This window comes from Streptomyces sp. NPDC088915 (assembly GCF_044749825.1).
Lineage (GTDB): Bacteria > Actinomycetota > Actinomycetes > Streptomycetales > Streptomycetaceae > Streptomyces.
Map to the genome: position 1 here is coordinate 1 of NZ_JBIVIR010000030.1, position 18,743 is coordinate 18,743.

The 18,743-nt window shown below is 69.9% G+C and carries 20 protein-coding genes and 1 pseudogene; 10 read left to right on the forward strand and 11 right to left on the reverse strand.

The annotated features are described in order from the left end of the window. Positions 1 to 94: 94 nt before the first annotated feature. The 4 genes from ACIP5O_RS35170 to ACIP5O_RS35185 all read right to left on the reverse strand — a co-directional run bounded on the left by ACIP5O_RS35170 (position 95) and on the right by ACIP5O_RS35185 (position 2,054). Positions 95 to 220 (reverse strand): hypothetical protein, encoded by a 126-nt coding sequence (locus ACIP5O_RS35170; protein WP_401301411.1) that lies wholly within the window; start codon positions 218 to 220, stop codon positions 95 to 97. A 24-nt stretch (positions 221 to 244) separates the two neighbouring features. After that, positions 245 to 508 (reverse strand): hypothetical protein, encoded by a 264-nt coding sequence (locus ACIP5O_RS35175; RefSeq protein ID WP_401301413.1) that lies wholly within the window; start codon positions 506 to 508, stop codon positions 245 to 247. Positions 509 to 624: 116 nt separating this feature from the next. Further along, positions 625 to 1,212, reverse strand: a complete 588-nt coding sequence (locus tag ACIP5O_RS35180; RefSeq protein WP_401301416.1) for a hypothetical protein — start codon at positions 1,210 to 1,212, stop codon at positions 625 to 627. Between the two features lie 530 nt (positions 1,213 to 1,742). Continuing rightward, the gene (locus ACIP5O_RS35185) at positions 1,743 to 2,054 is read right to left on the reverse strand and encodes a hypothetical protein (protein WP_401301418.1); all 312 of its coding nucleotides are present in this window, start codon (positions 2,052 to 2,054) and stop codon (positions 1,743 to 1,745) included. A gap of 210 nt (positions 2,055 to 2,264) precedes the next feature. Between ACIP5O_RS35185 and ACIP5O_RS35190 the strand changes: the two genes are divergently transcribed. After that, positions 2,265 to 2,891, forward strand: coding sequence for a hemerythrin domain-containing protein (locus tag ACIP5O_RS35190; RefSeq protein ID WP_401301420.1), 627 nt, complete (start codon positions 2,265 to 2,267; stop codon positions 2,889 to 2,891). Here ACIP5O_RS35190 and ACIP5O_RS35195 read toward each other — a convergent pair. Both ACIP5O_RS35195 and ACIP5O_RS35200 read right to left on the reverse strand, forming a co-directional pair. Continuing rightward, on the reverse strand, positions 2,784 to 4,241 hold the full coding sequence (locus tag ACIP5O_RS35195) for a SulP family inorganic anion transporter (protein WP_401301505.1): 1,458 nt from the start codon (positions 4,239 to 4,241) through the stop codon (positions 2,784 to 2,786). The genes ACIP5O_RS35190 and ACIP5O_RS35195 overlap by 108 nt on opposite strands. Before the next feature lie 20 nt (positions 4,242 to 4,261). After that, positions 4,262 to 4,843, reverse strand: a complete 582-nt coding sequence (locus tag ACIP5O_RS35200; protein WP_401301423.1) for a carbonic anhydrase — start codon at positions 4,841 to 4,843, stop codon at positions 4,262 to 4,264. A gap of 776 nt (positions 4,844 to 5,619) precedes the next feature. On the opposite strand from ACIP5O_RS35200, the gene ACIP5O_RS35205 reads away from it, so the two are divergent. The 6 genes from ACIP5O_RS35205 (at position 5,620) to ACIP5O_RS35230 (ending at position 10,968) form a co-directional block, all read left to right on the forward strand. Next, on the forward strand, positions 5,620 to 5,772 hold the full coding sequence (locus tag ACIP5O_RS35205) for a hypothetical protein (RefSeq protein ID WP_401301426.1): 153 nt from the start codon (positions 5,620 to 5,622) through the stop codon (positions 5,770 to 5,772). A 123-nt stretch (positions 5,773 to 5,895) separates the two neighbouring features. Continuing rightward, positions 5,896 to 7,122: a hypothetical protein gene (locus tag ACIP5O_RS35210; protein ID WP_401301428.1), complete on the forward strand. Its 1,227-nt coding sequence runs from the start codon at positions 5,896 to 5,898 to the stop codon at positions 7,120 to 7,122. Between the two features lie 107 nt (positions 7,123 to 7,229). Beyond that, the gene (locus ACIP5O_RS35215) at positions 7,230 to 7,805 is read left to right on the forward strand and encodes a hypothetical protein (protein ID WP_401301431.1); all 576 of its coding nucleotides are present in this window, start codon (positions 7,230 to 7,232) and stop codon (positions 7,803 to 7,805) included. Continuing rightward, on the forward strand, positions 7,802 to 9,037 hold the full coding sequence (locus ACIP5O_RS35220) for an MFS transporter (RefSeq protein ID WP_401301434.1): 1,236 nt from the start codon (positions 7,802 to 7,804) through the stop codon (positions 9,035 to 9,037). Before ACIP5O_RS35215 ends, ACIP5O_RS35220 begins: the two co-directional genes overlap by 4 nt. Before the next feature lie 282 nt (positions 9,038 to 9,319). After that, entirely contained in the window at positions 9,320 to 9,769 is a 450-nt protein-coding gene (locus ACIP5O_RS35225) for a universal stress protein (RefSeq protein ID WP_401301436.1), read from the forward strand. Next, positions 9,766 to 10,968 carry an adenylate cyclase regulatory domain-containing protein gene (locus ACIP5O_RS35230; protein WP_401301439.1) on the forward strand — a complete coding sequence of 401 codons (1,203 nt, stop codon included), beginning with the start codon at positions 9,766 to 9,768 and terminating at the stop codon, positions 10,966 to 10,968. The genes ACIP5O_RS35225 and ACIP5O_RS35230 overlap by 4 nt, the downstream gene beginning before the upstream one ends. 432 nt (positions 10,969 to 11,400) lie before the next feature. On the opposite strand, the pseudogene ACIP5O_RS35235 reads toward ACIP5O_RS35230, so the two are convergent. The 4 genes and pseudogenes from ACIP5O_RS35235 to ACIP5O_RS35250 form a co-directional block, all read right to left on the reverse strand. After that, positions 11,401 to 11,847: pseudogene (locus tag ACIP5O_RS35235) on the reverse strand (DUF2165 domain-containing protein); the annotation flags it as partial. Positions 11,848 to 11,923: 76 nt separating this feature from the next. Beyond that, positions 11,924 to 12,067, reverse strand: coding sequence for a ferredoxin (locus ACIP5O_RS35240; protein ID WP_401301441.1), 144 nt, complete (start codon positions 12,065 to 12,067; stop codon positions 11,924 to 11,926). A 102-nt stretch (positions 12,068 to 12,169) separates the two neighbouring features. Beyond that, positions 12,170 to 12,775, reverse strand: a complete 606-nt coding sequence (locus ACIP5O_RS35245) for a dihydrofolate reductase family protein (RefSeq protein ID WP_401301443.1) — start codon at positions 12,773 to 12,775, stop codon at positions 12,170 to 12,172. 1,334 nt (positions 12,776 to 14,109) lie between these two features. Next, entirely contained in the window at positions 14,110 to 14,841 is a 732-nt protein-coding gene (locus tag ACIP5O_RS35250; protein WP_356540222.1) for a hypothetical protein, read from the reverse strand. Between the two features lie 339 nt (positions 14,842 to 15,180). Between ACIP5O_RS35250 and ACIP5O_RS35255 the strand changes: the two genes are divergently transcribed. Both ACIP5O_RS35255 and ACIP5O_RS35260 read left to right on the forward strand, forming a co-directional pair. After that, positions 15,181 to 15,369, forward strand: a complete 189-nt coding sequence (locus tag ACIP5O_RS35255) for a hypothetical protein (RefSeq protein WP_401301446.1) — start codon at positions 15,181 to 15,183, stop codon at positions 15,367 to 15,369. 422 nt (positions 15,370 to 15,791) lie between these two features. Continuing rightward, positions 15,792 to 16,388 carry a maleylpyruvate isomerase family mycothiol-dependent enzyme gene (locus ACIP5O_RS35260; protein ID WP_401301507.1) on the forward strand — a complete coding sequence of 199 codons (597 nt, stop codon included), beginning with the start codon at positions 15,792 to 15,794 and terminating at the stop codon, positions 16,386 to 16,388. A 439-nt stretch (positions 16,389 to 16,827) separates the two neighbouring features. Here the strand turns inward: ACIP5O_RS35260 and ACIP5O_RS35265 are convergent, their stop codons facing one another. After that, a complete protein-coding gene (locus ACIP5O_RS35265) occupies positions 16,828 to 17,766 on the reverse strand; it encodes an AraC family transcriptional regulator (protein WP_401301448.1) in 939 nt (312 codons plus the stop codon). A 104-nt stretch (positions 17,767 to 17,870) separates the two neighbouring features. On the opposite strand from ACIP5O_RS35265, the gene ACIP5O_RS35270 reads away from it, so the two are divergent. Further along, on the forward strand, positions 17,871 to 18,551 hold the full coding sequence (locus ACIP5O_RS35270; protein ID WP_401301451.1) for an NAD(P)H oxidoreductase: 681 nt from the start codon (positions 17,871 to 17,873) through the stop codon (positions 18,549 to 18,551). Positions 18,552 to 18,743 lie beyond the last annotated feature (192 nt).

Genomic DNA, 18,743 nt, shown 5'->3' on the forward strand with positions numbered 1-18,743 from the left:
CGTGTCGAGCGGCTCAGCGTGACGGTACTCCTGATCGTGGCGGTGCTCCTGGTCACAGGCGGGCGGTGAACCGGCCGTCGGGCAGTTTGCGCAGCTAGCCGCGGTCGACGAGTCTGATCAGCTTGCTGCGCAGTGGTTCCAGTTTGGCCTTCACGCTGACGTCCACCCCCACCGCCTCGCCGACCTCGCGGGCCATGACCGGTCCGGCGGCCTGCCGCACGGCGGCGATGATGCGCTGGTAGTCTCACGGGAGCGCGCCCTCTTCCATGCCCGGTTCGCGGTGCGGGATCAGCATCACCGCCCGGCCAGCCACCTGCCCGGGCACCGGTCTGTTGGAGGCGCGTTCCTCGGCGAGCTGCCCGGTTATCCGTTCAAGGACGCGTTCGGCGACGGCGAGTTCGTCCCGCTCGGCTCGCACTTCCGCCAGCTGTTTGGCCAGCTGTTCTTCGAGTTCGTCCAGCTCCGCAAGCCGCGCGGTGATCCGTTCCAGCAACTCGGGATCCAGCATGGACCGGATCGTAGAGGGCCATCCGCCCCCGAGGAGCAAGAACCGGCAATCCACCGCTGATGGATACCTCGTAGGCGAGGTGCGGTTCTGGCCCAAGTCGCGGCGCGCGAACTCAGTCAGGCTGAATCCGGATCGGGGGATGGCAAGGCCCGTACGTGGTCGGGTGAGAGGTGCAGCTCATACGGCAGACAGCAGTCAGAGCAGAGAGTCGCGACCAGTCTCCCGCAAGCGCAGAGCTGGTTCAGTCCCCCATCGGGAGTCGCCCCGCAGCATGCGGCGGAGGCGTGCCGCGTCGTCAACCCGTGGCAGTCATCCGGGTTCATGACGATATTGCCTCGTGGCCCTTGCGAGACCAGTGGCTGCCCGTCGATGTTGTAGTGAGTTCCGTGCCGGGGCATCACCGGGCCGGGCACCTCGGCAACGACGAGAGGCGGGCCGTACGGCTCCGTCTCGATCGCGTAGCAGCCGGACGGCACAGTGGCCGGCGATGGCCCCATTTCCTCCGCCTCCCACCAGGCGTAATCGGGAGCCTCGGGCACCGCTGGCAGACGCTCCAGCGGCCCCGTCAGCACAGCGCCGCAGGCAGCACACGCAAACACGGTTATCTCCGGCGCGGTCCGCTCGACCATGGTGGCGTCAGGCACGGCGGCCTGTCCGCTGCCCAGCTGGACGCTGACCCCATCCTGATGATGCTGATCCTCCATGGAGGAACCGTACTGAAACGCGGTGATTGCCTCGCAGCCGCCTCCGCCGAAACCAGACAGACGATCTACCGCGCAGACTCACGCCTGCGACCAGCACGAGTAGCCCAGGGACCGGTCACACCAGCCCTTTGACCTGCTACTTCAAGTTGGCGGCAGCTCAGAGACTGTCCTGCGGTAACGGGGTGGGGGTCCGGGGACCCATGACTGGGCCGGGGCCGAGCTACCCGCCGACCTCGTCGTCGCCCCCGATCCGCCGACCTCGTCTTCGCCCCCGATCCGCCGACCCGTCACCGCTGGGTGACGGCCCGACGCAGCCCGCCCGACCCCTTAAGAGACGTCCAACTGCTCTGGCCTGCGCCCCCGTCGGCATCGGGGACGGGGCCGCCGAGCCGGCCCGGGTGGCAGGCTCCCGCTGGGCGATCGAGGAGTGCTTCCAGGCCGCGTGCGCCCACGTCGTACGACCCCCGCGTTCACGCCCGGCCCTGGTCACCGAGTGTCCATGGCCTGGCGGGCCGGAACTCGCCGACCGTCTACGGGGTGTTCTCCGGATGAGCCGCGGAGCGGCGGGCGCGGAGCAGACGGACGCCTTTCACCGCGTAGGCGGCGGTCATGAGCGCGAAACCGACGAGGAGGAGCCACCACCAGGATTCCGTCACCGTGAAGCTCAGGAGTACGCCGCCGAAGCTCAGCAGGGCACCGATGGTCTCCAGCAGGTCGAGGCGCGCCTTGGAACGCACCGCGGGATCGGGCTCACGCATGCGGCGGATGACGGGAACGAGGCCCAAGAGCTGCAAGACGATCAAGCCCAGTGCGACCCAGACAAACCAATCGGGTATGTCCACGACGCGGACTGTACCGCCCGCCCGTGACTTTGAGAACGGAGATCCACAATCCGAAGCCTTGACGCGATCAAGGAGCTTACGGGCAGGTGGGCGGCATGTTCTTCCTCGGCAGTCGGGTCGGTCGTCCGGGTTCTCCGCTCATCGGTGTGGTGGCGACCGTCATCCTGTTCATGGTCTTCAGCCGCTGATCCGGTCGCTCGACTCCACCTGATGCAAGGCGCGCTGCCGCCCCACCGGCCGGCGCGTTCCTCAGCCGGATCCCCACCGCCCCGCCTCGGTGGACGGCATGGAGCGGGACCAGGAGGCGGCCGTTCTCCTCCGCCCTCCCCGCGCGCCGGTGGCAGTGCCTGTCGGGCATGGAGGCGCCGAATCGATGGAGCCCGACGATGTACTCGTCGCATCCCTCGCCAAGGCGTCCGCGGTGAGGCGGCCACCCGGGAACTGCTGCTGTACTGCCACGGTTTCTGCGCGGCACTCGACGGCCACGATCAGGGCGAAGACCGCACCCTGTTCCCCGCCGTCGAGGCCGCGCACCCCGAACTGCGTCCGGTCCTGCGCGCGCTCGAGCAGGACCATTCGACGATCGCCCACCTGCTCGCCGGCCTCCGCGCCGCGGTCGACCGGGCCGCGCCGCCCGAGGAACTCGACCAGCACCTCGAAGGCATCGCCGCGATCACGGAGAGCCATTCCCGCTACGAGGAACGGCAGTTGCCCACCGTGCTGGAAGCCTCAGGCCGCAGTGGTGAGCTTCACCGGTTCGACACCGGTCGCACTGTGCCGTTCGGCCCAGCTCTCCAGCGCTGTGCGACAGGCGTGGTCGAGGTGGTGCAGTCCTGACAGGTCGAGCTCGACCGGGCGGTCCTGCGGGAGGGACTCCAGCGTGTCGAGGATCTTCGGCAGGCGGAGGAACGTGGCGTTGCCTCCCAGATACGCCTCGATGGGGCCCGCCCCCTTGTCGATGACTTCCAGCCTGACGTGCGAGGCCTCCCAGGCGGTCTTGACGACCGCCAGGGCCAGACCGATCAGGACGCCCTCGAACATGTTCACCACGACGATGGCGACGGCCGTGACCACCAGGATCGCCGCCTCGCCCCTGTGCTCCCGCCACAACGCGGCGACCTGCCGGAACGGGATCAGTTTCCAGCCCGCGTGCACGAGGATGCCGGCGAGCGCGGGCAGGGGGATCAGCGCCAGGGCGAACGGGAGCGCGGCGGCGAACAGCAGCAGCCACACGCCGTGCAGGACCCGCGACGCCTTGGTCTTCGCACCGGCGTTCACGTTGGCCGAACTGCGGACGATGACCGCGGTCATGGGCAGGGCGCCGAGCAGGCCGCAGACCGTGTTGCCCGTGCCCTGGGCGACCATCTCCTTGTCGTACTCGGTGCGCGGACCGTCGTGCAGCCGGTCCACGGCGGCCGCGCTGAACAGGCTCTCCGCCGAGGCGATCAGCGCGAACGCGATGATCGTGCCCCAGATGGCGGGACTGGCCAGTTCGCCGAAAGCCTCGGCGCCGGGCGGCTGGACGACACCGAGCAGGCCCTCCACCTCGACGGTGGCCACCGGCAGCCCGAGGCCGAGAGCGGCGGTCGTCGCCAGCACCACCGCGGCGAGGGCCCCGGGCACGGACTGCGCCCGCTCCGGCAGCTTCCTCCACAGCACGATGACGGCGATGGTGCCCGCGCCGATCGCGAGGGAAGCCAGGGCCTCGGTGCTCCCGAACGCGTCGGCGAACGCGCGGGGCAGGCCCGTGATCTTTCCGATGCCGGTCTCCGGAGCCTTCAGGCCCGCCGCGGCGTAGATCTGCCCGGCGATGATCACCAGGCCGATACCGCAGAGCATGCCCTCGACGACGGAGACGGATATGGCCCTGAACCAGCGGCCGATCCGGAAGAACCCCATGGCGAGCTGGAGCAGGCCGGCGATCAGCACGATCACACCGAGCGTGCTCACCCCGAACTCGCTGACCGCCTCGAAGACGATCACGGTCAGGCCGGCGGCCGGTCCTGACACCTGGAGACTGCTGCCGCGCATGAGGCCGGTGACGAGGCCGCCGACGATGCCGGTGACGAGGCCCAGTTCGGCCGGGACACCGGAGGCGACCGCCACCCCCACGCACAGGGGCACCGCGACGAGGAAGACGACGACGGAGGCGAGGAAGTCCTGACGTAAATGAGGGAACCTGGACAGCACGGTGATCACCTGTTCCCTCAGAGCGTTTCGAACGTGTCGGTGTCCGCGCGGTGTTCGCGCACGAGTCCGGTGTGAACCTCGTAGTACCAGCCGTGCAGGCGGAGTCCATCGGCTCGCAGGCGCTGCTCGACGCAGGGGTAGGAGCGCAGCCGCAGGAGCTGCGTCAGGACGTGGTTCTGCACGGCCTCGGCGACCGTCGGGTCGGCGGGGTCGGAGCACTCGGGTTCTTTCGCGGCGTGCGCGAGCCAGTCCCGTACGGCGGGAACCGAGTCCAGGTCGTCACCGCGCACCACGGCACCGACCGCGCCGCAGTGGGAGTGGCCGCACACCACGACGTCCTCGACGCCGAGGACTTCCACGGCGTACTCGATCGTCGCCGCCTCGCCGGTGGGGGTGGCGGAGGCGTACGGGGGAACGATGTTGCCGGCGGTGCGCAGCTCGAACAGCTCGCCGGGCCGGGCGCCCGTGATCAGGGCCGGTACGACCCGGGAGTCGGAGCAGGTGATGAACAGGACCTCGGGGGACTGGCCCGCGGCGAGGCCCGCGAAATCCTCGGGACGCCGTCCGAAACTACGTGCGTTGTCGATGAGGGGCTGCATGGTGTGGTGATTCCTCCTGGCGCGCCGTGACAGCGCGTCGGGTGTGCATGACAGAGATGTGGGGGGCGCTCCACCGGGTCAGCGGCGGAACGTCTGAGGCGCTGCCCGCGTCGCCGCTGCGGCTTCCTTCACGCGCGCTCGCGCCTCTGGTCGCCCGCCGGCGGATCCACAGCCCCTTCCGGGGCGGCGGGACGGCGCAGAATGCCGACGCGCTCCGGGTCGTCGTGACTCGCAGCACGCTCTTCCCTTCCGGCAAGTTCACGCCTATGGCTCGAACCAAGAGATGCCCAACTGATGGTCAAGAACACCATAGACAGGTAAAGTGACGCGCAGGGTTAACTACGTGTGTCGGCCAGGAAAGAGCCCGGAAAGCGAGGGCTGTTTGGCCGGATCCGCGTCCGTGAGTCCCGGTCCGCCCCGTCGGCCGCCCTGTCGCGTCAACCATGCGGTCATCGGACACTTCCCAGGCGTCGCCTTAAGGTCTCCCCCCCCCGCAGTGGTCGGAAGCGTGGCGGAGTTCGCCCAGGGGTTTTGAGTCGCATCCTTCTGCGGGCTCCCGCGACGAGCTCCCCGTGGAGCCGTAGGGGACCGCCGCTCCGACGTTCATGGAGAAGCCGGGATCCGTGTGCGCGGGGCATGCGGTTCAGGTCAATCGACAAGGCGGCTCTTGACGGTCGATTGACTATCTCTTTACGTTCGATACCGATGGATGACCATCGCAAAACCATCTCTTGACGAACGTGCGCCCAGTCTCTTCGATTCCAGGAGGTCTCACCATGGATCAGCTCATCAAGCGCATGACGGAGGAGTCCGTGTGGCACAAGTGGGTCGCCGCCAACTCCACCCAGGCCGCCAAGGACGGGTGTATCAGCACCACCACCAAGAGTGGCTGCATCAGCGCCGCCCCCAAGAGCGGCTGCATCTCCTGACCCGCCGATGATCCGCCGAACCCGCCGATGACCCGTCGATGACCCACGCTGTCGGCGCGGCCGTCGCCGCGTCGACAGCTCTCGCCCGCTCCGCCCGCCGTCGACCCGCCCCGGAGGGCTCCCGTGAAGCGCCTGCCGAGCGCCGATGTCCTGGACAAGGTGCGCGACATCCCGATCTACCGTGCCTCCGTCGAGCGCGGTCACTTTCCGATCCTGGAGAAGCCGGAGATAGCCCGCGGTTTCCCCGACAACTGGATGACTCCCGAGCTGGCCCGCGCGCTGGAGGCGGGAGAGGCCGAGTTCGTGCTCTCCACCGGCACCAACCACGCCCGCATGCGGCTCATCCGGCCGCCCTACTTCCTGCTCCGCTCGTACTACCGCTTGTGGAGCGAGCACCCCGATCTCGGCACCTCGTGGCACGAAGGCGCCCGACGGGTCTCACTGACCACCGTCCTCGCCACCGAACACGTGGCCCGGGTGAACGCCCGCAAGCCCGGCACCACCCCCGGCGAGCGCTGGCTCGACGACCGCACCCTGTACCTCAACCGCCGCCTCGACCCGGCCGACTGGGACCGCGACGAGGTCGAGCGCATGCTCACCGAGATCCGTGGGGCGGCCGCCGCCCACCCCGACGGCGCCTATCTGCTGGACTGTTCCGGCTACCACCTGGCGCACCTGGTCCGCAAAGTCTCCGCATGGGGCCTGTGGGGCGGCTTTCCCCGTCCCGCCGGCATCGTCCACGCCTACGAGTACACGCCGTCGAACGTCCGCGCCCACCTACGCGCCCACTTCGACTGCCCGGTGGTGGACCTCTTCGGCAGCACCGAACTCGGCTACCTCTTCTACAGCGACGCCGAAGGACGCTACCAGCCCTATCTGCAGGACATGAGCGTGGAGCTGATCCCCGTGGAACCGGGCAGCGGCATCCACAGCCTCATCGTCACCAGCGTCCGAAACCCCTACATGCCGCTGGTCCGCTACCGGTCCGGCGACTGCGTCCGCACACGCGACGGCAGTGCCGATCCGGAGAGGATCGTCTCCTTCTGCGGGCGGGAGAAGGAACTGCTGCGCACACCCGGGGGCTTCGTCTCCCAGGCCGACCTGGACGCCCGCATCGCCGAGGCCTGCGCCCGTGTCTTCCTGCACCGGCTGCACCTGATCGACGAAGACCGGTGCCGCCTGACGTACACGACCTTCGACGACGCGCCGCTCACAGCCGGCGAGACGGCCGAACTGGCCGCCTCCGTCGGTGCCTTGACCGGGTGGGCCTGTCAGGCGGAGCACCGCACCGCCCTCCCCGTCGGGCGCTCCGGCAAGTACGCCTGGCTGACCGCGCACGACCCTTCCTGACCAAGCCCGTCGCCCGTCGTCCCCCGGGCCCGCGAGGCCGCTCGTACGAGCCGTCCCCGCGCACGCGGCGGCCCGGCGCGCCCGACGACGACCCCCGAAGGAGCCCCATGACCACGACTGCCGCCCACGCCCCCTCGGACCACGCCGCCGACAGGGCGCCCACCGCCGAAGAACTGCTCGGCCCGACTCTGCACGAGGAGGTGGTACGTCACTTCACGGCCGAGCCGGACGCCCCGTCCGCAACGGTCGTGCGACACCAGGTCCGCGAGTGCCTGCGCTACCTCTACCTCGTCTCCCGCCACCCCGGCCGGCTCGGCGGCCTCTTCCTCCCCGTCGAGCAGGACGTCGACGAGATATGGCACTACCTCGTCCTGCAGACGCGCGAGTACCGCGATCTGTGCGAACAGCGCCTGCCCGGCGGCCACTTCATCCACCACCGGAGCATTTCCTACGACGCCTACCAGGAAGCACCCGGACGGGAGACCGCCGCCGAGGAGGCCCTGCGCTGGATCCCCCTCTACACCGCCGAGTTCGGCCCCTTCGACGCCGACGCCCTGCCGCACTGGACGATCGTGCGGTTCCTGCACGACGAACTGCGCATGTCACTGGCGGAGATAGCCGGCCTGGCCGGCGAGGCGGAGACGCCCGACGGACCGGCGGTCCCCGTACGGGACCACACGTGACCCGGACGGCCTCCCCGGCCACGGTGGCGGGTTTCTCCCGGGAACAGCGCCGCGCCCTGACGGTGCTCGGCATCGCGCAGACGCTCGGTGGCGCGGGCATGGCGGCCGGCATCACGGTCGGCGCGCTGCTCGCCCAGGACCTGCTCGGCTCGACCGGCCTGGCCGGACTCCCGGCCGCGCTGTACACCGTCGGCGCGGCCTTCGGGGCAGCGTTCCTCGGGCGCGTCAGCCAGCGCTTCGGGCGCCGTCCGGGACTGGCGCTCGGCAACGGCATCGCCGCAATGGGCAGCGCGGGCGTGGTCGCCGGAGCCGCGGCGCGCTGGCCCGTCCTGCTCCTGGCCGCCCTCTTCGTGTACGGGGCGGGTACGGTCACCGGACTCCTGGCGCGCTACGCGGGCTCCGACCTCGCCCCACCCGAACGACGCGGCCGGGCCGCCGGAACCGTTCTGTTCGCCATGACCCTGGGAGCGGTCGTGGGCCCGAACCTGATCGGACCCACCGGAGACCTCGCCGACACCTGGGGCCTGCCGCGGCTGACGGGTCCTTTCCTCCTCGCGGCGGCGGCGTACACGGCCGCGGCGCTCGTCCTGGTGGTGTGGCTGCGCCCGGACCTCCTGACCCCGGCCCCACCCCAGAGGCCGGGGACCACTGGTGCCGGCGCCCGCCGTACGGGACGCCCCGCCCCAGGCGTCATCACCGGCGCCACCGTGATGATCACCGCGCAACTCGTGATGATCGCCGTCATGACCATGACGCCCGTCCACATGGCGGACCACGGCCACACGACGCGGGCGGTGGGCCTGGTCATCGCTTTGCACGTGGGTGCGATGTTCCTGTCGTCACCACTGAGCGGCCTGCTCGCGGACCGGATCGGCGGGCGGCGGGTCGCCACCGCGGCCGGAGCCGTCCTGCTGGGCGCGGGTCTGCTCGCGGGCCTCGCCCCACCGGCCTCCACCTCGCTTCTGGCCTGCGCGCTGGTCCTGCTCGGAGTCGGCTGGAACCTGGCCCTGCTCGGCGGCACCGCCATGCTCACGGACGCCGCGCCCGCCGAGAACCGGGCCGCGGTGCAGGGCCTCGCGGACGTGGGGACGTCCGTGGCGGGCGCGACCGGCGGCATGGCCTCTGGACTGGTGATGGGCGGCACCGGATACCCGGTCCTGGCGGCGGCGGCCGGGGCCCTCGCCCTCGCGGTCATCCCGGCGGTGGCGATGAGCGGCAGCCGCCCCACCTGACGGGCAGCCGGGCGGTACGTACGCGGGAGGACGACCCGGCACCCGCCACGACGCCTCCCGCTCACCACCACCCCCCGTCCGTGATCCGGCAGAACAGGAGCGCGCAGACGAGTCGCCCGACGAGGCTCGCTTCCGGCCGCGCGGGTGAGATGCCGAACAGCGGCGCGAGCTGCCGCATGGTGAGGTGCGGGCGGGTTGCCTCCTCACGACACCTTGCCCGCTGCGACGACCACGCTCTACCTTACTTGAAAGTAAGTTTACTGACGGGTAAGGAGATTGATCTTGTCCGCCTATCGAACTGTGCTGGTCGGTACGGACGGCTCGGAGTCGTCGTTCGCGGCGGTCGCGAGTGCGGCGCGCCTCGCTGTTGCCTGTGGGGCCGAACTCGTGATCGCCTGCGCCTACTCTCCGATGCGCGGACCCGACCTGGATGTGGCAAAGGACCGGTTGGGAGCCGAGGCGTACCAGGTGGTGGGTTCGGCGCCGGCCGAGGACACCCTGCGCATCGCCAGGGACAAAGCCCGGAACGAGGGCGTGGAAGACGTTCGATCGATCGCGGTGGAGGACAGACCCGTCGCGGCCCTGGAGCGGATCGCACAGGAGTACGCGGCGGACCTGATCGTCGTCGGGAACCGGGGATTACGCTCGCTCGCCGGGCGGATCCTCGGCTCGGTGCCCGCCGACATCGCGAGGAAGGCCGGGCTGGACGTGCTGATCGTGCACACCACATGAGCGTGCCGGAGCCCGGACGGAGGGCGGTGGCCGACCCGACGAAGGACGAGGGGCCGCACCGGACCATCGAGGAGGTACTGCTCGACGGCGGCCGCCTTTGGACCAGGCAGGACATCGCCGAGCGGTCCGGGGTGGAACCGGAGCGCTCGGCGCGGATCTGGCGAGCACTCGGGTTCCCGGTGGTCGACGACCACGCGAGGGTGTTCACCGACGCCGATGTCGAGGCGCTACGGTCGGGTGAACGGCTCATCGAGGCCGGGCTCGTCACCGAGGAGAGCGAGACGGCCATGGCCCGCGCCCTGGGCCACCATCTCTCCCGGCTCGCTGAATGGCAGATGCAGACCCTGTGGACCTGGCTCAGCCGTGACCCCGGCGAAGACGGCGGCCAAGACGGAACGGCACTGACGGAGCACGCCGCGCGATTGTTGCCGGAGATGGAGCTACTGCAGAGGCACGTGTGGCGCCGGCATCTCGCCGCCCATGCCGGACGGATGCTTGCCACGGACGAAGAGAACCTGCTTCACCGGTCCACGGGGGAGCGCGGAGCGGGCTCGGAGGCAGGAGAACGGCGAAAGCAGGTCCGGGCAGAGACCGTCGTGGGCGAAGAGCCGGAGCCACCTCGCGACGGTGCCGACATCCGCCACCTGGCGGTGGGCTTCACCGACATGGTCGCCTACACGCGGATGACCCGAGGGTTGGACAGCGTCGAACTTTCCCGTGTCCTCGACCGGTTCGAGAGCCTGATCGGTGACGTGGTCGCCGAAGGAGGAGGCCGGGTGGTGAAGACCATCGGTGACGAGGTGCTCTTCGTGGGCGAGTCGGCGTCCGTGGCCGCCGGCATCGCGTTGGAACTGACCGCCCGGGCCACCCATGACGGGAGATTGCCGAAACTGCGGACAGGACTCGCCCACGGGACGGTTCTCCACCGTTACGGCGACGTGTACGGAGCGGCGGTCAACATCGCGGCGCGACTCACCGCGGTGGCGCGTCCCGACACCGTGCTGGTCGACACGGCGTTCGCCGGCGAGCTGGCGGGCATGACGGCGTACGACTTGAAAGTGCTGCGCCCGGTGTCAGTACGGGGATACAGCCGCCTGCGCCCTGTTCTGCTACGGCCGGCTCGTCCCGGCGAACCGTCGGCAGCGAAGCGCCCTCACCACGAGAAAGGGAAGTGGACGCAGACAGAACCGATGCAGTGAGCCCTTTCCGACCTGAGGTCGCGGCTCACGGGGCTGATGCGAAGCGAGGGCGGGGTGTCCGGGCCGGCCGAGTCCTTGCTCGGCAGCATGTGATGGCCCGCCGACGGGAGGATCACGCCGACACCTGGACCGTGCTGCCCTTCGTGTGCCCTACCAGAGTGTGCCCGGCCCCGCGATGACCCAGCCGGCGTCGACAGGCTTGACCCAGAAGCTCAATGCCACCTCGATCGTCTGCGCGCGACAGGTGATCTCGACGTAGACACGGCTGTCGGTGCGGCCCCAGCGGAAGTCCGCGAGATCCGGTTCGGCGAGCCAGGACAGATCCCGCTCCCACGCGTCGGCAGCGTGGCTCCTGTTCGCCTCGTCCCCCTCGGCGCTTGCTCCAACGGACCCGGTCCACAACGACTTGAGCACGTGACGGACCGGGTGATGGAGGAACCCCGCCCCGAAGAGCAGCAGCACCATGACCAGGCCCACCGTGCTTGCCGCGCGGGCACGGTCGTACGCGTTGCGGCGCAGTCCTGTGATCCAGAGCCAGGTGGCGGCGAGGAGGACTGCTGCGGACAGCGTCTCCCAGATGATGACGGCGACATAGGCAGCGTTCTGCAGGGTGGGGGATTCGACCGCCCGCCACATCAGATCAGGGTCCTCGAACGTGGTGTCCATGCTCAGGACGTGCCGGACGAACTGCTGGTCGGTCCCGAAGTCCGTGATGTTCCCGAAGGCGACCAGGGCCATGCAGAGCGCGACGGTCGCCGTCAACGCGGCTGCCGCGACGGACGGCGTGCCCAGCCGCAGGAGCCGGTCTCGCTGGGCGGCCGGGGCTCCTGGGGAATGAGTACGGGAACCGGTGCCGGTCGGCCGGTGGGGCTGTGCCATGGGTGGACCCTTTCCTCGCCGTCCCGCAGGCGCCTGGACCGCGGGTCGTACGGTCCCTTCCCGACGTGTGCGGCCTTCAGCCGTCCGGGGAGCCGGAAAGGCCCTGGCAGTCGTCGGTCCGCGGCTCTTGGAGGGTGATCGCTCCGGACGGGCAGACGCCGACGGCCATCCGGACGGTTGCCCGCTGCGCGGCGGGCGGGACGGCGTGCAGGAGGAGCACGCGGCCGTCGTCGGAGTCTTGGTCGAAGACGTCAGGGGGCGGTCATCGCGCACACGCCGGCTCCGATGCAGCGCTCGCGGTCGACACCGAGGCGTGGCGACGTCACGCAGGGGCGCCGAGCGGCGGGTGCTCGAGCACACGGGGCTTGTACTCGACCAGCTGGATGCGGCCGTCGAAGGTGCGGTGCTCGATCATCTCAAGGGCGACGTCCGGGTAGCCGTCGTAGATGCGCTCTTCCCCCGTGGCCCCGGTGATCACCGGGAACATCACGACCCGGAAGCGGTCGACGAGTCCGGCCCGTAGCAGGGACCTGCACAGGATGAGACTGCCGATCGTGCTCAGGAGCCCCGAGCCGCTCGACTTCATGGCGCGGACCGCCTCGACGGCATCGTCACGGACGAGCGCGGAATTGGCCCACGTCAGCGGCTCCTCGAGCGAGGAGGAGAACACCACCTTGGAAGCCTGTGTGAGCTCATTGACAGACTCCTCTTCCTCAGGCCTGAACTCGTCTTGGCCCTTCGGAACCTCGCCTGAGGCAAAGCCCGACATCAGGCGGTAGGTGTTCGCTCCCATCAGGTAGGTGACCTCGGGCTGCTCACCGAGCCACGCGAGGTACTCCGGGCCTTCCAGGCCCCAAAAGCCGGGCCATCCCTCTCCCGACGCGTAGCCGTCGAGGGAGGTGATGAAGTCGACGAGAAGCTCCGACATGGCGGTGTCCTTTCTTGAGCGTCACAAGCTTGGACCGGTCGCGAGCCACAAACTCATCGGACGCGCCGTGGAAGGAGAACGACGGTGTGAGTCCTCCCGAAACCCCCAGCTCAAGACCATCCGCGAACGGCCTGGGCCAACCAGGAGGAGAGGAGGGTGGAGCACCCCCGTGCGGCGGGGAGGAGGCGTACTCGTCCGGAAGGCAGCCGCCCGGCTCCGGAGCATCCCACGCGGGTGAGAGGACGAGTTCGAGTCGGCTCAGGACAGTGACGGCGGCTTCCGTTACGGGGGTGTGTCCGAGCGTCGTGGGGTCTCGCCCGGTCCGTTCCCCCCGAGGCATGCCTTGCGGGTGCTGCAGCACGGCGGCCGTGACCCTGCCTTCCACTGGGGCGATGGGGCCGTCCGGCACCCTTCTCGCACTCCGTGCGGGCCTGTGACGCTGCGGATCACGGCCGCGACAGGCGCCGTCGTGGGCAAAGCACGGGGCCGGGTGCCGACCGCTGCCGCGTCACGACGGAAAACCGCCCGGCTGAAGTCCAGGAGGTCTGCGGTATGGCTGAGGACGCCCACTGCGGAGAGCGAGCCGCCGTGACGACGACTCGATGCGGCCGATCCATCGGGATGCGTACGCGCCTGATACGGAAGCCCAGCCGGACCGATGCCGACGGAGGCGTCAATCCGCAGCGGGCAGCCTGTGCCACCAGTGACCGCACCCGCTCGAGCAGTACCGCTCGCGACGTCGGTTGTCGAGCGAGCGGCGCTTCGCCGCGAAGCCGAGGTCAGTGGAATCGGCCGACGCGCCGCACGGGGTCCGCTCCACGGAGGTCGCCGAGCATCCGCGTCGCCCCTCCACACCGACCTCCACCCGGCCGTGGTCGACGATCCGGAGCGCGACGTCTCACCGCTTGCCGTGTACGAGCTCGTCAGCCGCGGGCCGGAAGGTGACGGAGCCCGGGAGCATGTCCAGCTCCCGGGCTCCAGCTTGCCACCCATTTGCGCACACCGGCGGCGTTTAAGAACCGCAGGTCATATTGAGATCGACGTGTTCTGCCTTTGAACTACAGCGCCACGAGAGAGGCGCCGGGGGGACTTGAACCCTCATCCGTCGATGTTCGCCCACGCTCGGTCGATCCGGTGTTCGGCGGCGAATACTGAGACTGGAGCGAGAATCTGAGTTTTACGGGGCCGCCTCTGCCAGGCTTGGGCCATCCCCGCACGTGGTGCGGGGAGAGGGATTCGAACCCCCAACTGACACCCCTTCATCAGCTTCAACATCAGTTTCAGCTTGCGCTCATCGCGCACCCTCCGCTCGCGACGGAGGGCGTGTGTGGGGGCTACCGGAAGAGGTAGCCGAATACCGCGTCGCCGACCCGCTGGTCGGTGACCTCGGTGCTGTTCGCCTCCTCACGGGCGAACTTGACGGACTGCTGGAGCTTCTCGACGCGGTCGAGGAGTTCGTTGACCCGCCGGGCGGGCAGCGCACCGGAGAACTTCACCGTGGTCCAGTAACCGACCGGGACGTCCTCGTAGTACACCTCGACCTGCGCCGGGTGCTTCTCCGTGGCCTCGGCCTTCACGTGGTTGCGCGGCACCTTCTTCGTGCGGATGGTCCGCACCGGGTCCGTCTTCCACGAGTCCGTCGAGGGGTCCAGGTTCCACGACTCGGAGGCGTCGAGCACCGGCAGCTTGCGCACGAAGGTGTGCAGGTCGGTGAGCTGCTTCTCCAGGAACAACAGGTACGGGACGGGCACCTGGGGCAACAGCACCGTTCCGTCGACCACCACGTCCGCGACCGCGGACCGGTTCGCCCAGTCCTTCGTCGCGGTCACGTCGAAGAGCCTCGTCAGTGTCCCGGCGGTCGCCCGCAGAACGTCCTCGGCCTTGATCTGCACCCGCGTGGACTCGGGCGGCAACTGCTCGCCCTCCTCGTCCTTGGGCTGGTAGGTCCGGGAGATGCCGGCCAGCAGGGCAGGCTTCTGCACGTCCTGGTGAGCCTGGGTGAGCTCTTGGAGGGCCTTGGACTTGACGCCCTTTTCGACTGCGATGATCTGATTCAGCTTCGGCACACGGCAAACCTAACAACTCCGCGCCGCACACACATCCGATTAACTGCGCCTCTTCCAGCCTGTGTTCATGCTCGACGTCCTCCACGAGCCGGTTGAGCGCGTTTCCTGGCCGCTGTACGAACATCGCCGGGCTTGCGACACCCGGTGGCGCAGGCCCGACCGCTTCAAGCAGGCACTGCTCGCTCTCGTCCGTCCGCCGGCTTCACCGACAACTCGAGAAAGCCGCTCACCCGCTCCGGCGCGAGCCTGCGGTGGGGGACCTGGTCCGACAACGGGACACCGTCTTCCCCGGCCCGGTCCGGTGTCACCGCGAAGTGGGCGAGCGAGCCGGACGGCTTCGTGACCGGCACGGAGGGCGAGGTCACCTTCGACGTGCTCGGTCCGCACAACAAGGTGAAGGTGCACGGGAACAACCCCTACAGGAGCAGCAACAGCTACAGCGGTGACGCCCCGTCCGGGTACAAGTGCCCCGGGCGGGGCAGTGGCGGCAACAACGCCGCGGTCCCCTTCACCCCGCCGAAGTCCTGATCAAGCCGGTCGAACAGCCCCGCCTCGCCCGGGCCCACCCTCCTGCACGGGGCGGCGCCGTGCCCGGCCATCCCCCCAGGTACTGTCCAATGGATCATGTGACCGTCGGATCATCGGCTCTTCGTTCCCGCATCGACGTAGCGGGCCGTGCCGCGGCGACCGTTCGACCGGACCGGGTGCCACACGGGCTGTTGACCGTCGGCGCGATGAAGCGACGAGGACCGGCCGTCCCGGACAGGCGCCGGCTGTCCGGGCTGGTCCGGCCCACGCCAGGACGGGGTACGGCGCGTGTTCGCCGCTCCGGTCCCGTGCCTGGCGATGAGTTCGGGGCGGCCGCGGAGTCTCTACTTTCTCGCCCATCCATAACCGGCGGAACGAGGAAGACCGTGAAGAGGGAGACCCCGAAGAGGCACGTCTGGGCGATGGTCCACGCCGAACGTGCCGCGCTGATCGGCGATCTCGCGGGCCTCGGCGACGCGCAGTGGCGGACGGTGTCCCTCTGCGAGGGGTGGACGGTCCACGACGTGGCCGCCCACCTCGTCGACAACGCGAGGACGACCCGCCTGGGCTTCCTGACCGGCCTCGCCCGGGCCGGGTTCGACTTCGAACGCCAGAACGCGGCGGGTGTGGAGCGTGAGCGCGGGACGACCCCGGAAGAGACGCTGCGCCGTCTGCGGCGAGTGGCGTCCCGCACCTCGGCCCCGCCCGGCCCCCTCGACAGCCGTCTGGTGGAGGAGATCGTGCACGGCGAGGACATCCGCGGACCGCTCGGACTCGCCCATGCCTACCCGCAAGAGGCCGTCATGCGAGCACTCCGGCTCCAGACCCGTACCCCCACCGCGTTCGGCGGCGCCCGGGAACTGCTGACCCGGATACGGCTCACCACCACGGACACCGGATTCACCGCCGGCACCGGCCCGTCCGTGACGGGACCCGCGCTCTGTCTGCTCCTGGCCGTCAGCGGTCGCCGAACCGCCCTGGCCGACCTCACCGGCCCCGGACTGGAGGCCCTGGCCTGAAGCCGGCGGCCCCGCGCACGGGAGGCGGGCTGCCCGGAAGAGAGCCGGAGCATCCCGCGCGGGCGGAGACGGATCCGCGCCTCATGGAATGGCGGCGACGTGGACCTCGCGGATGGAAAAGTGCAAGGCGGCTGTTCTTCGCGCTGGTCGCTGTGGCGGGACTCGCCGTCGCGGCTGCCCCTGCCCAGGCGAGTTCGTGCAAGCGCGGCGGCGGTGTCTGCCTCTGCGCATACGGCGTGACCAGCTACGAGCTTCCCAACGGCACGAAGCAGGAGTTCGTCGCCGCCACCGACCGTGCGGTGTGGACCCGCTGGACCGACTCCGACGGGGACGGGACGGGATGGATGTCCACGGGCGGAAAGGCGTGGAGCCCGGCACGCGCCTACGACTACGAAACCAGTGGGACTCGATCGGACCGCTGGGAGATCGTGGTCGAAGCTCAGGCCGCCGCGGCGCGGAACGTACGGGGGCTCACGCCCTTGTGGCGTTTGAACGCGGCGCTGAAGCCGAAAGCGTCGGCGTAGCCGACCGACCTTCCGATCTGGGCGACGCTGAGGTCGGTGTCGGTCAGGAGCGCCTCGGCCTCGTCCATGCGGCACTGGGTGAGGTAGGCGAGGGGCGGCCGGCCCATCAGCTTGGTGAAACGCTTGGCGAACAGCGCCCTGGACACACCGGCCCGAGCGGCCAGTGACGCCACCGTCCACGCCTGGGCGGGCCGGTCGTGGAAGGCCTGGAGGGCGGGGGCGAGGACCGGGTCGGCCAGCCCCCGGTACCAGCTGGGGGCACCGGCCCCGGCCCGGTCGAACCAGCTGCGCAGCGTGCACACCAGCGCCCAGTCCAGGAGCCGGTCCATCAGCGCCTGCGAACCCGCCGAGAGACGGGCGGCGTCGACGGCGGCCGTCTCCAGCCAGGCGCAGACCTCTGCGTCCTCCTGGACGACCAGGACGGGCGGCAGGGCGCGCAGGAGCCGCTCGTGACGGTGGCCCGAGGCGCGGTAGGCACCCACGATCAACGCGGTCGCCCCCGCCGAGTCGGCACCCCAGCGAATACCGCCGAGGTCGTGGCCGGAGCACTCGGCGCCCGCGTCGAAGCAGGCGATCTCGTACGCGGCGTGGGGGCCGTGGACGGTGGCGGGACGGTCCGCGAGGTGGAACGGCGCGGTCCCGCTCACGACGGCCGTGTCGCCCGCGCCGATCACCTGCTCGGTGCCGTCGGACAGCACCAGGACGCCTCCGCCGCGCAGCACGCTGATCATGGTGAGCGGAGCGTCGTCGGTGAAGCGGATGCTCCAGGGCGCCGTCAGTACGGCGTGGCTGACGACCGAACCCTCGGCCCGGACGTCGCTCAGCAGCGAACTCAAAGGATCCACGGAAGACACCGTAGACGATCTCCTATGTTCCGGAGCGTTCCTCCCATGGATCATCCACATCGCCACAGCTGTACTGGACTCACCGCATCGAACAAGACCAGCCGGGAGACACCGTGCCGCAGCAGGACAGCCGTAGCAGGACAGCCCTCGTGGTCGTCGCACACCACCGCGCCGACTCCCTCACCGCGCACACGGCCCGCCGCGCCGCCGCCCGGCTCGAAGCCGCCGGATACCGCATCGACATGCTCGACCTGCACGCCGAGGGGTTCGACCCGCGGATGAACACCTCGGACCAGCCGGACTGGGGCAACAGGGAGAAGCCGTACTCGGACGAAGTGCACGCCCACATGCGGCGCCTCCTCGACGCCGATGTCGTCGTCGCCGTCTTCCCGGTGTACTGGCAGAGCGTGCCCGCCCTCCTCAAGGGCTGGATCGACCGCGTGTGGAACTACGGGTTCGCCTACGGACGCAGCAGGCCCCGTCTCGCCGGCAAGCGCATCCTGTGGCTCGGCCTGGCCGGCGCCACCGGTGACGATCCCCTCGTGAAGGGGATGCGGGCCGTCCTCGAAACCGGTCTGAGCGAAGGCATCGCCTACTACTGCGGCTTCTCCCACTCCACCGTCGGCCTGCTCACCGACGCGGAGGAGCGCCCGCAGAGCGTCGACGCCGAAGGCAACCTCCTGGTCGGCGAAGCGGCCACGGACGCCGAGCGGGAGGCACAGTACGCCGATCTCGACCGGCGCGCCCGGGAGTTCGTGGAAGGGTTCGCCGCCGAAGCACCGGCGACGGCCTGATCGCCGGGGGACGCGAGGATCGCCGCCGGCCCGCCGCGCAGTACCGGGGCCGGCGCGGAACGACGGCGACCAGCCCTCCGAGGGCTTCGGGCGATCCTCCATCCCTGCCCACCGAAGCGGCGGCTTCGCCGTACCGCCATCCGTTTCCCGCACCGGCGCGCGTCGGCGCTCCCGTACTTCTCCTCTTCCCCC

Excerpts from the sequence above, each read along its gene's own strand:
- ACIP5O_RS35200 (WP_401301423.1), bottom strand. The coding sequence starts at position 4,843 with ATGCAGCCCCTCATCGACAACGCACGTAGTTTCGGACGGCGTCCCGAG.
- ACIP5O_RS35205 (WP_401301426.1), top strand. The coding sequence starts at position 5,620 with ATGGATCAGCTCATCAAGCGCATGACGGAGGAGTCCGTGTGGCACAAG.
- ACIP5O_RS35230 (WP_401301439.1), top strand. The coding sequence starts at position 9,766 with ATGAGCGTGCCGGAGCCCGGACGGAGGGCGGTGGCCGACCCGACGAAG.
- ACIP5O_RS35175 (WP_401301413.1), bottom strand. The coding sequence starts at position 508 with ATGCTGGATCCCGAGTTGCTGGAACGGATCACCGCGCGGCTTGCGGAG.
- ACIP5O_RS35215 (WP_401301431.1), top strand. The coding sequence starts at position 7,230 with ATGACCACGACTGCCGCCCACGCCCCCTCGGACCACGCCGCCGACAGG.
- ACIP5O_RS35245 (WP_401301443.1), bottom strand. The coding sequence starts at position 12,775 with ATGTCGGAGCTTCTCGTCGACTTCATCACCTCCCTCGACGGCTACGCG.
- ACIP5O_RS35190 (WP_401301420.1), top strand. The coding sequence starts at position 2,265 with ATGCAAGGCGCGCTGCCGCCCCACCGGCCGGCGCGTTCCTCAGCCGGA.
- ACIP5O_RS35260 (WP_401301507.1), top strand. The coding sequence starts at position 15,792 with ATGGTCCACGCCGAACGTGCCGCGCTGATCGGCGATCTCGCGGGCCTC.
- ACIP5O_RS35180 (WP_401301416.1), bottom strand. The coding sequence starts at position 1,212 with ATGGAGGATCAGCATCATCAGGATGGGGTCAGCGTCCAGCTGGGCAGC.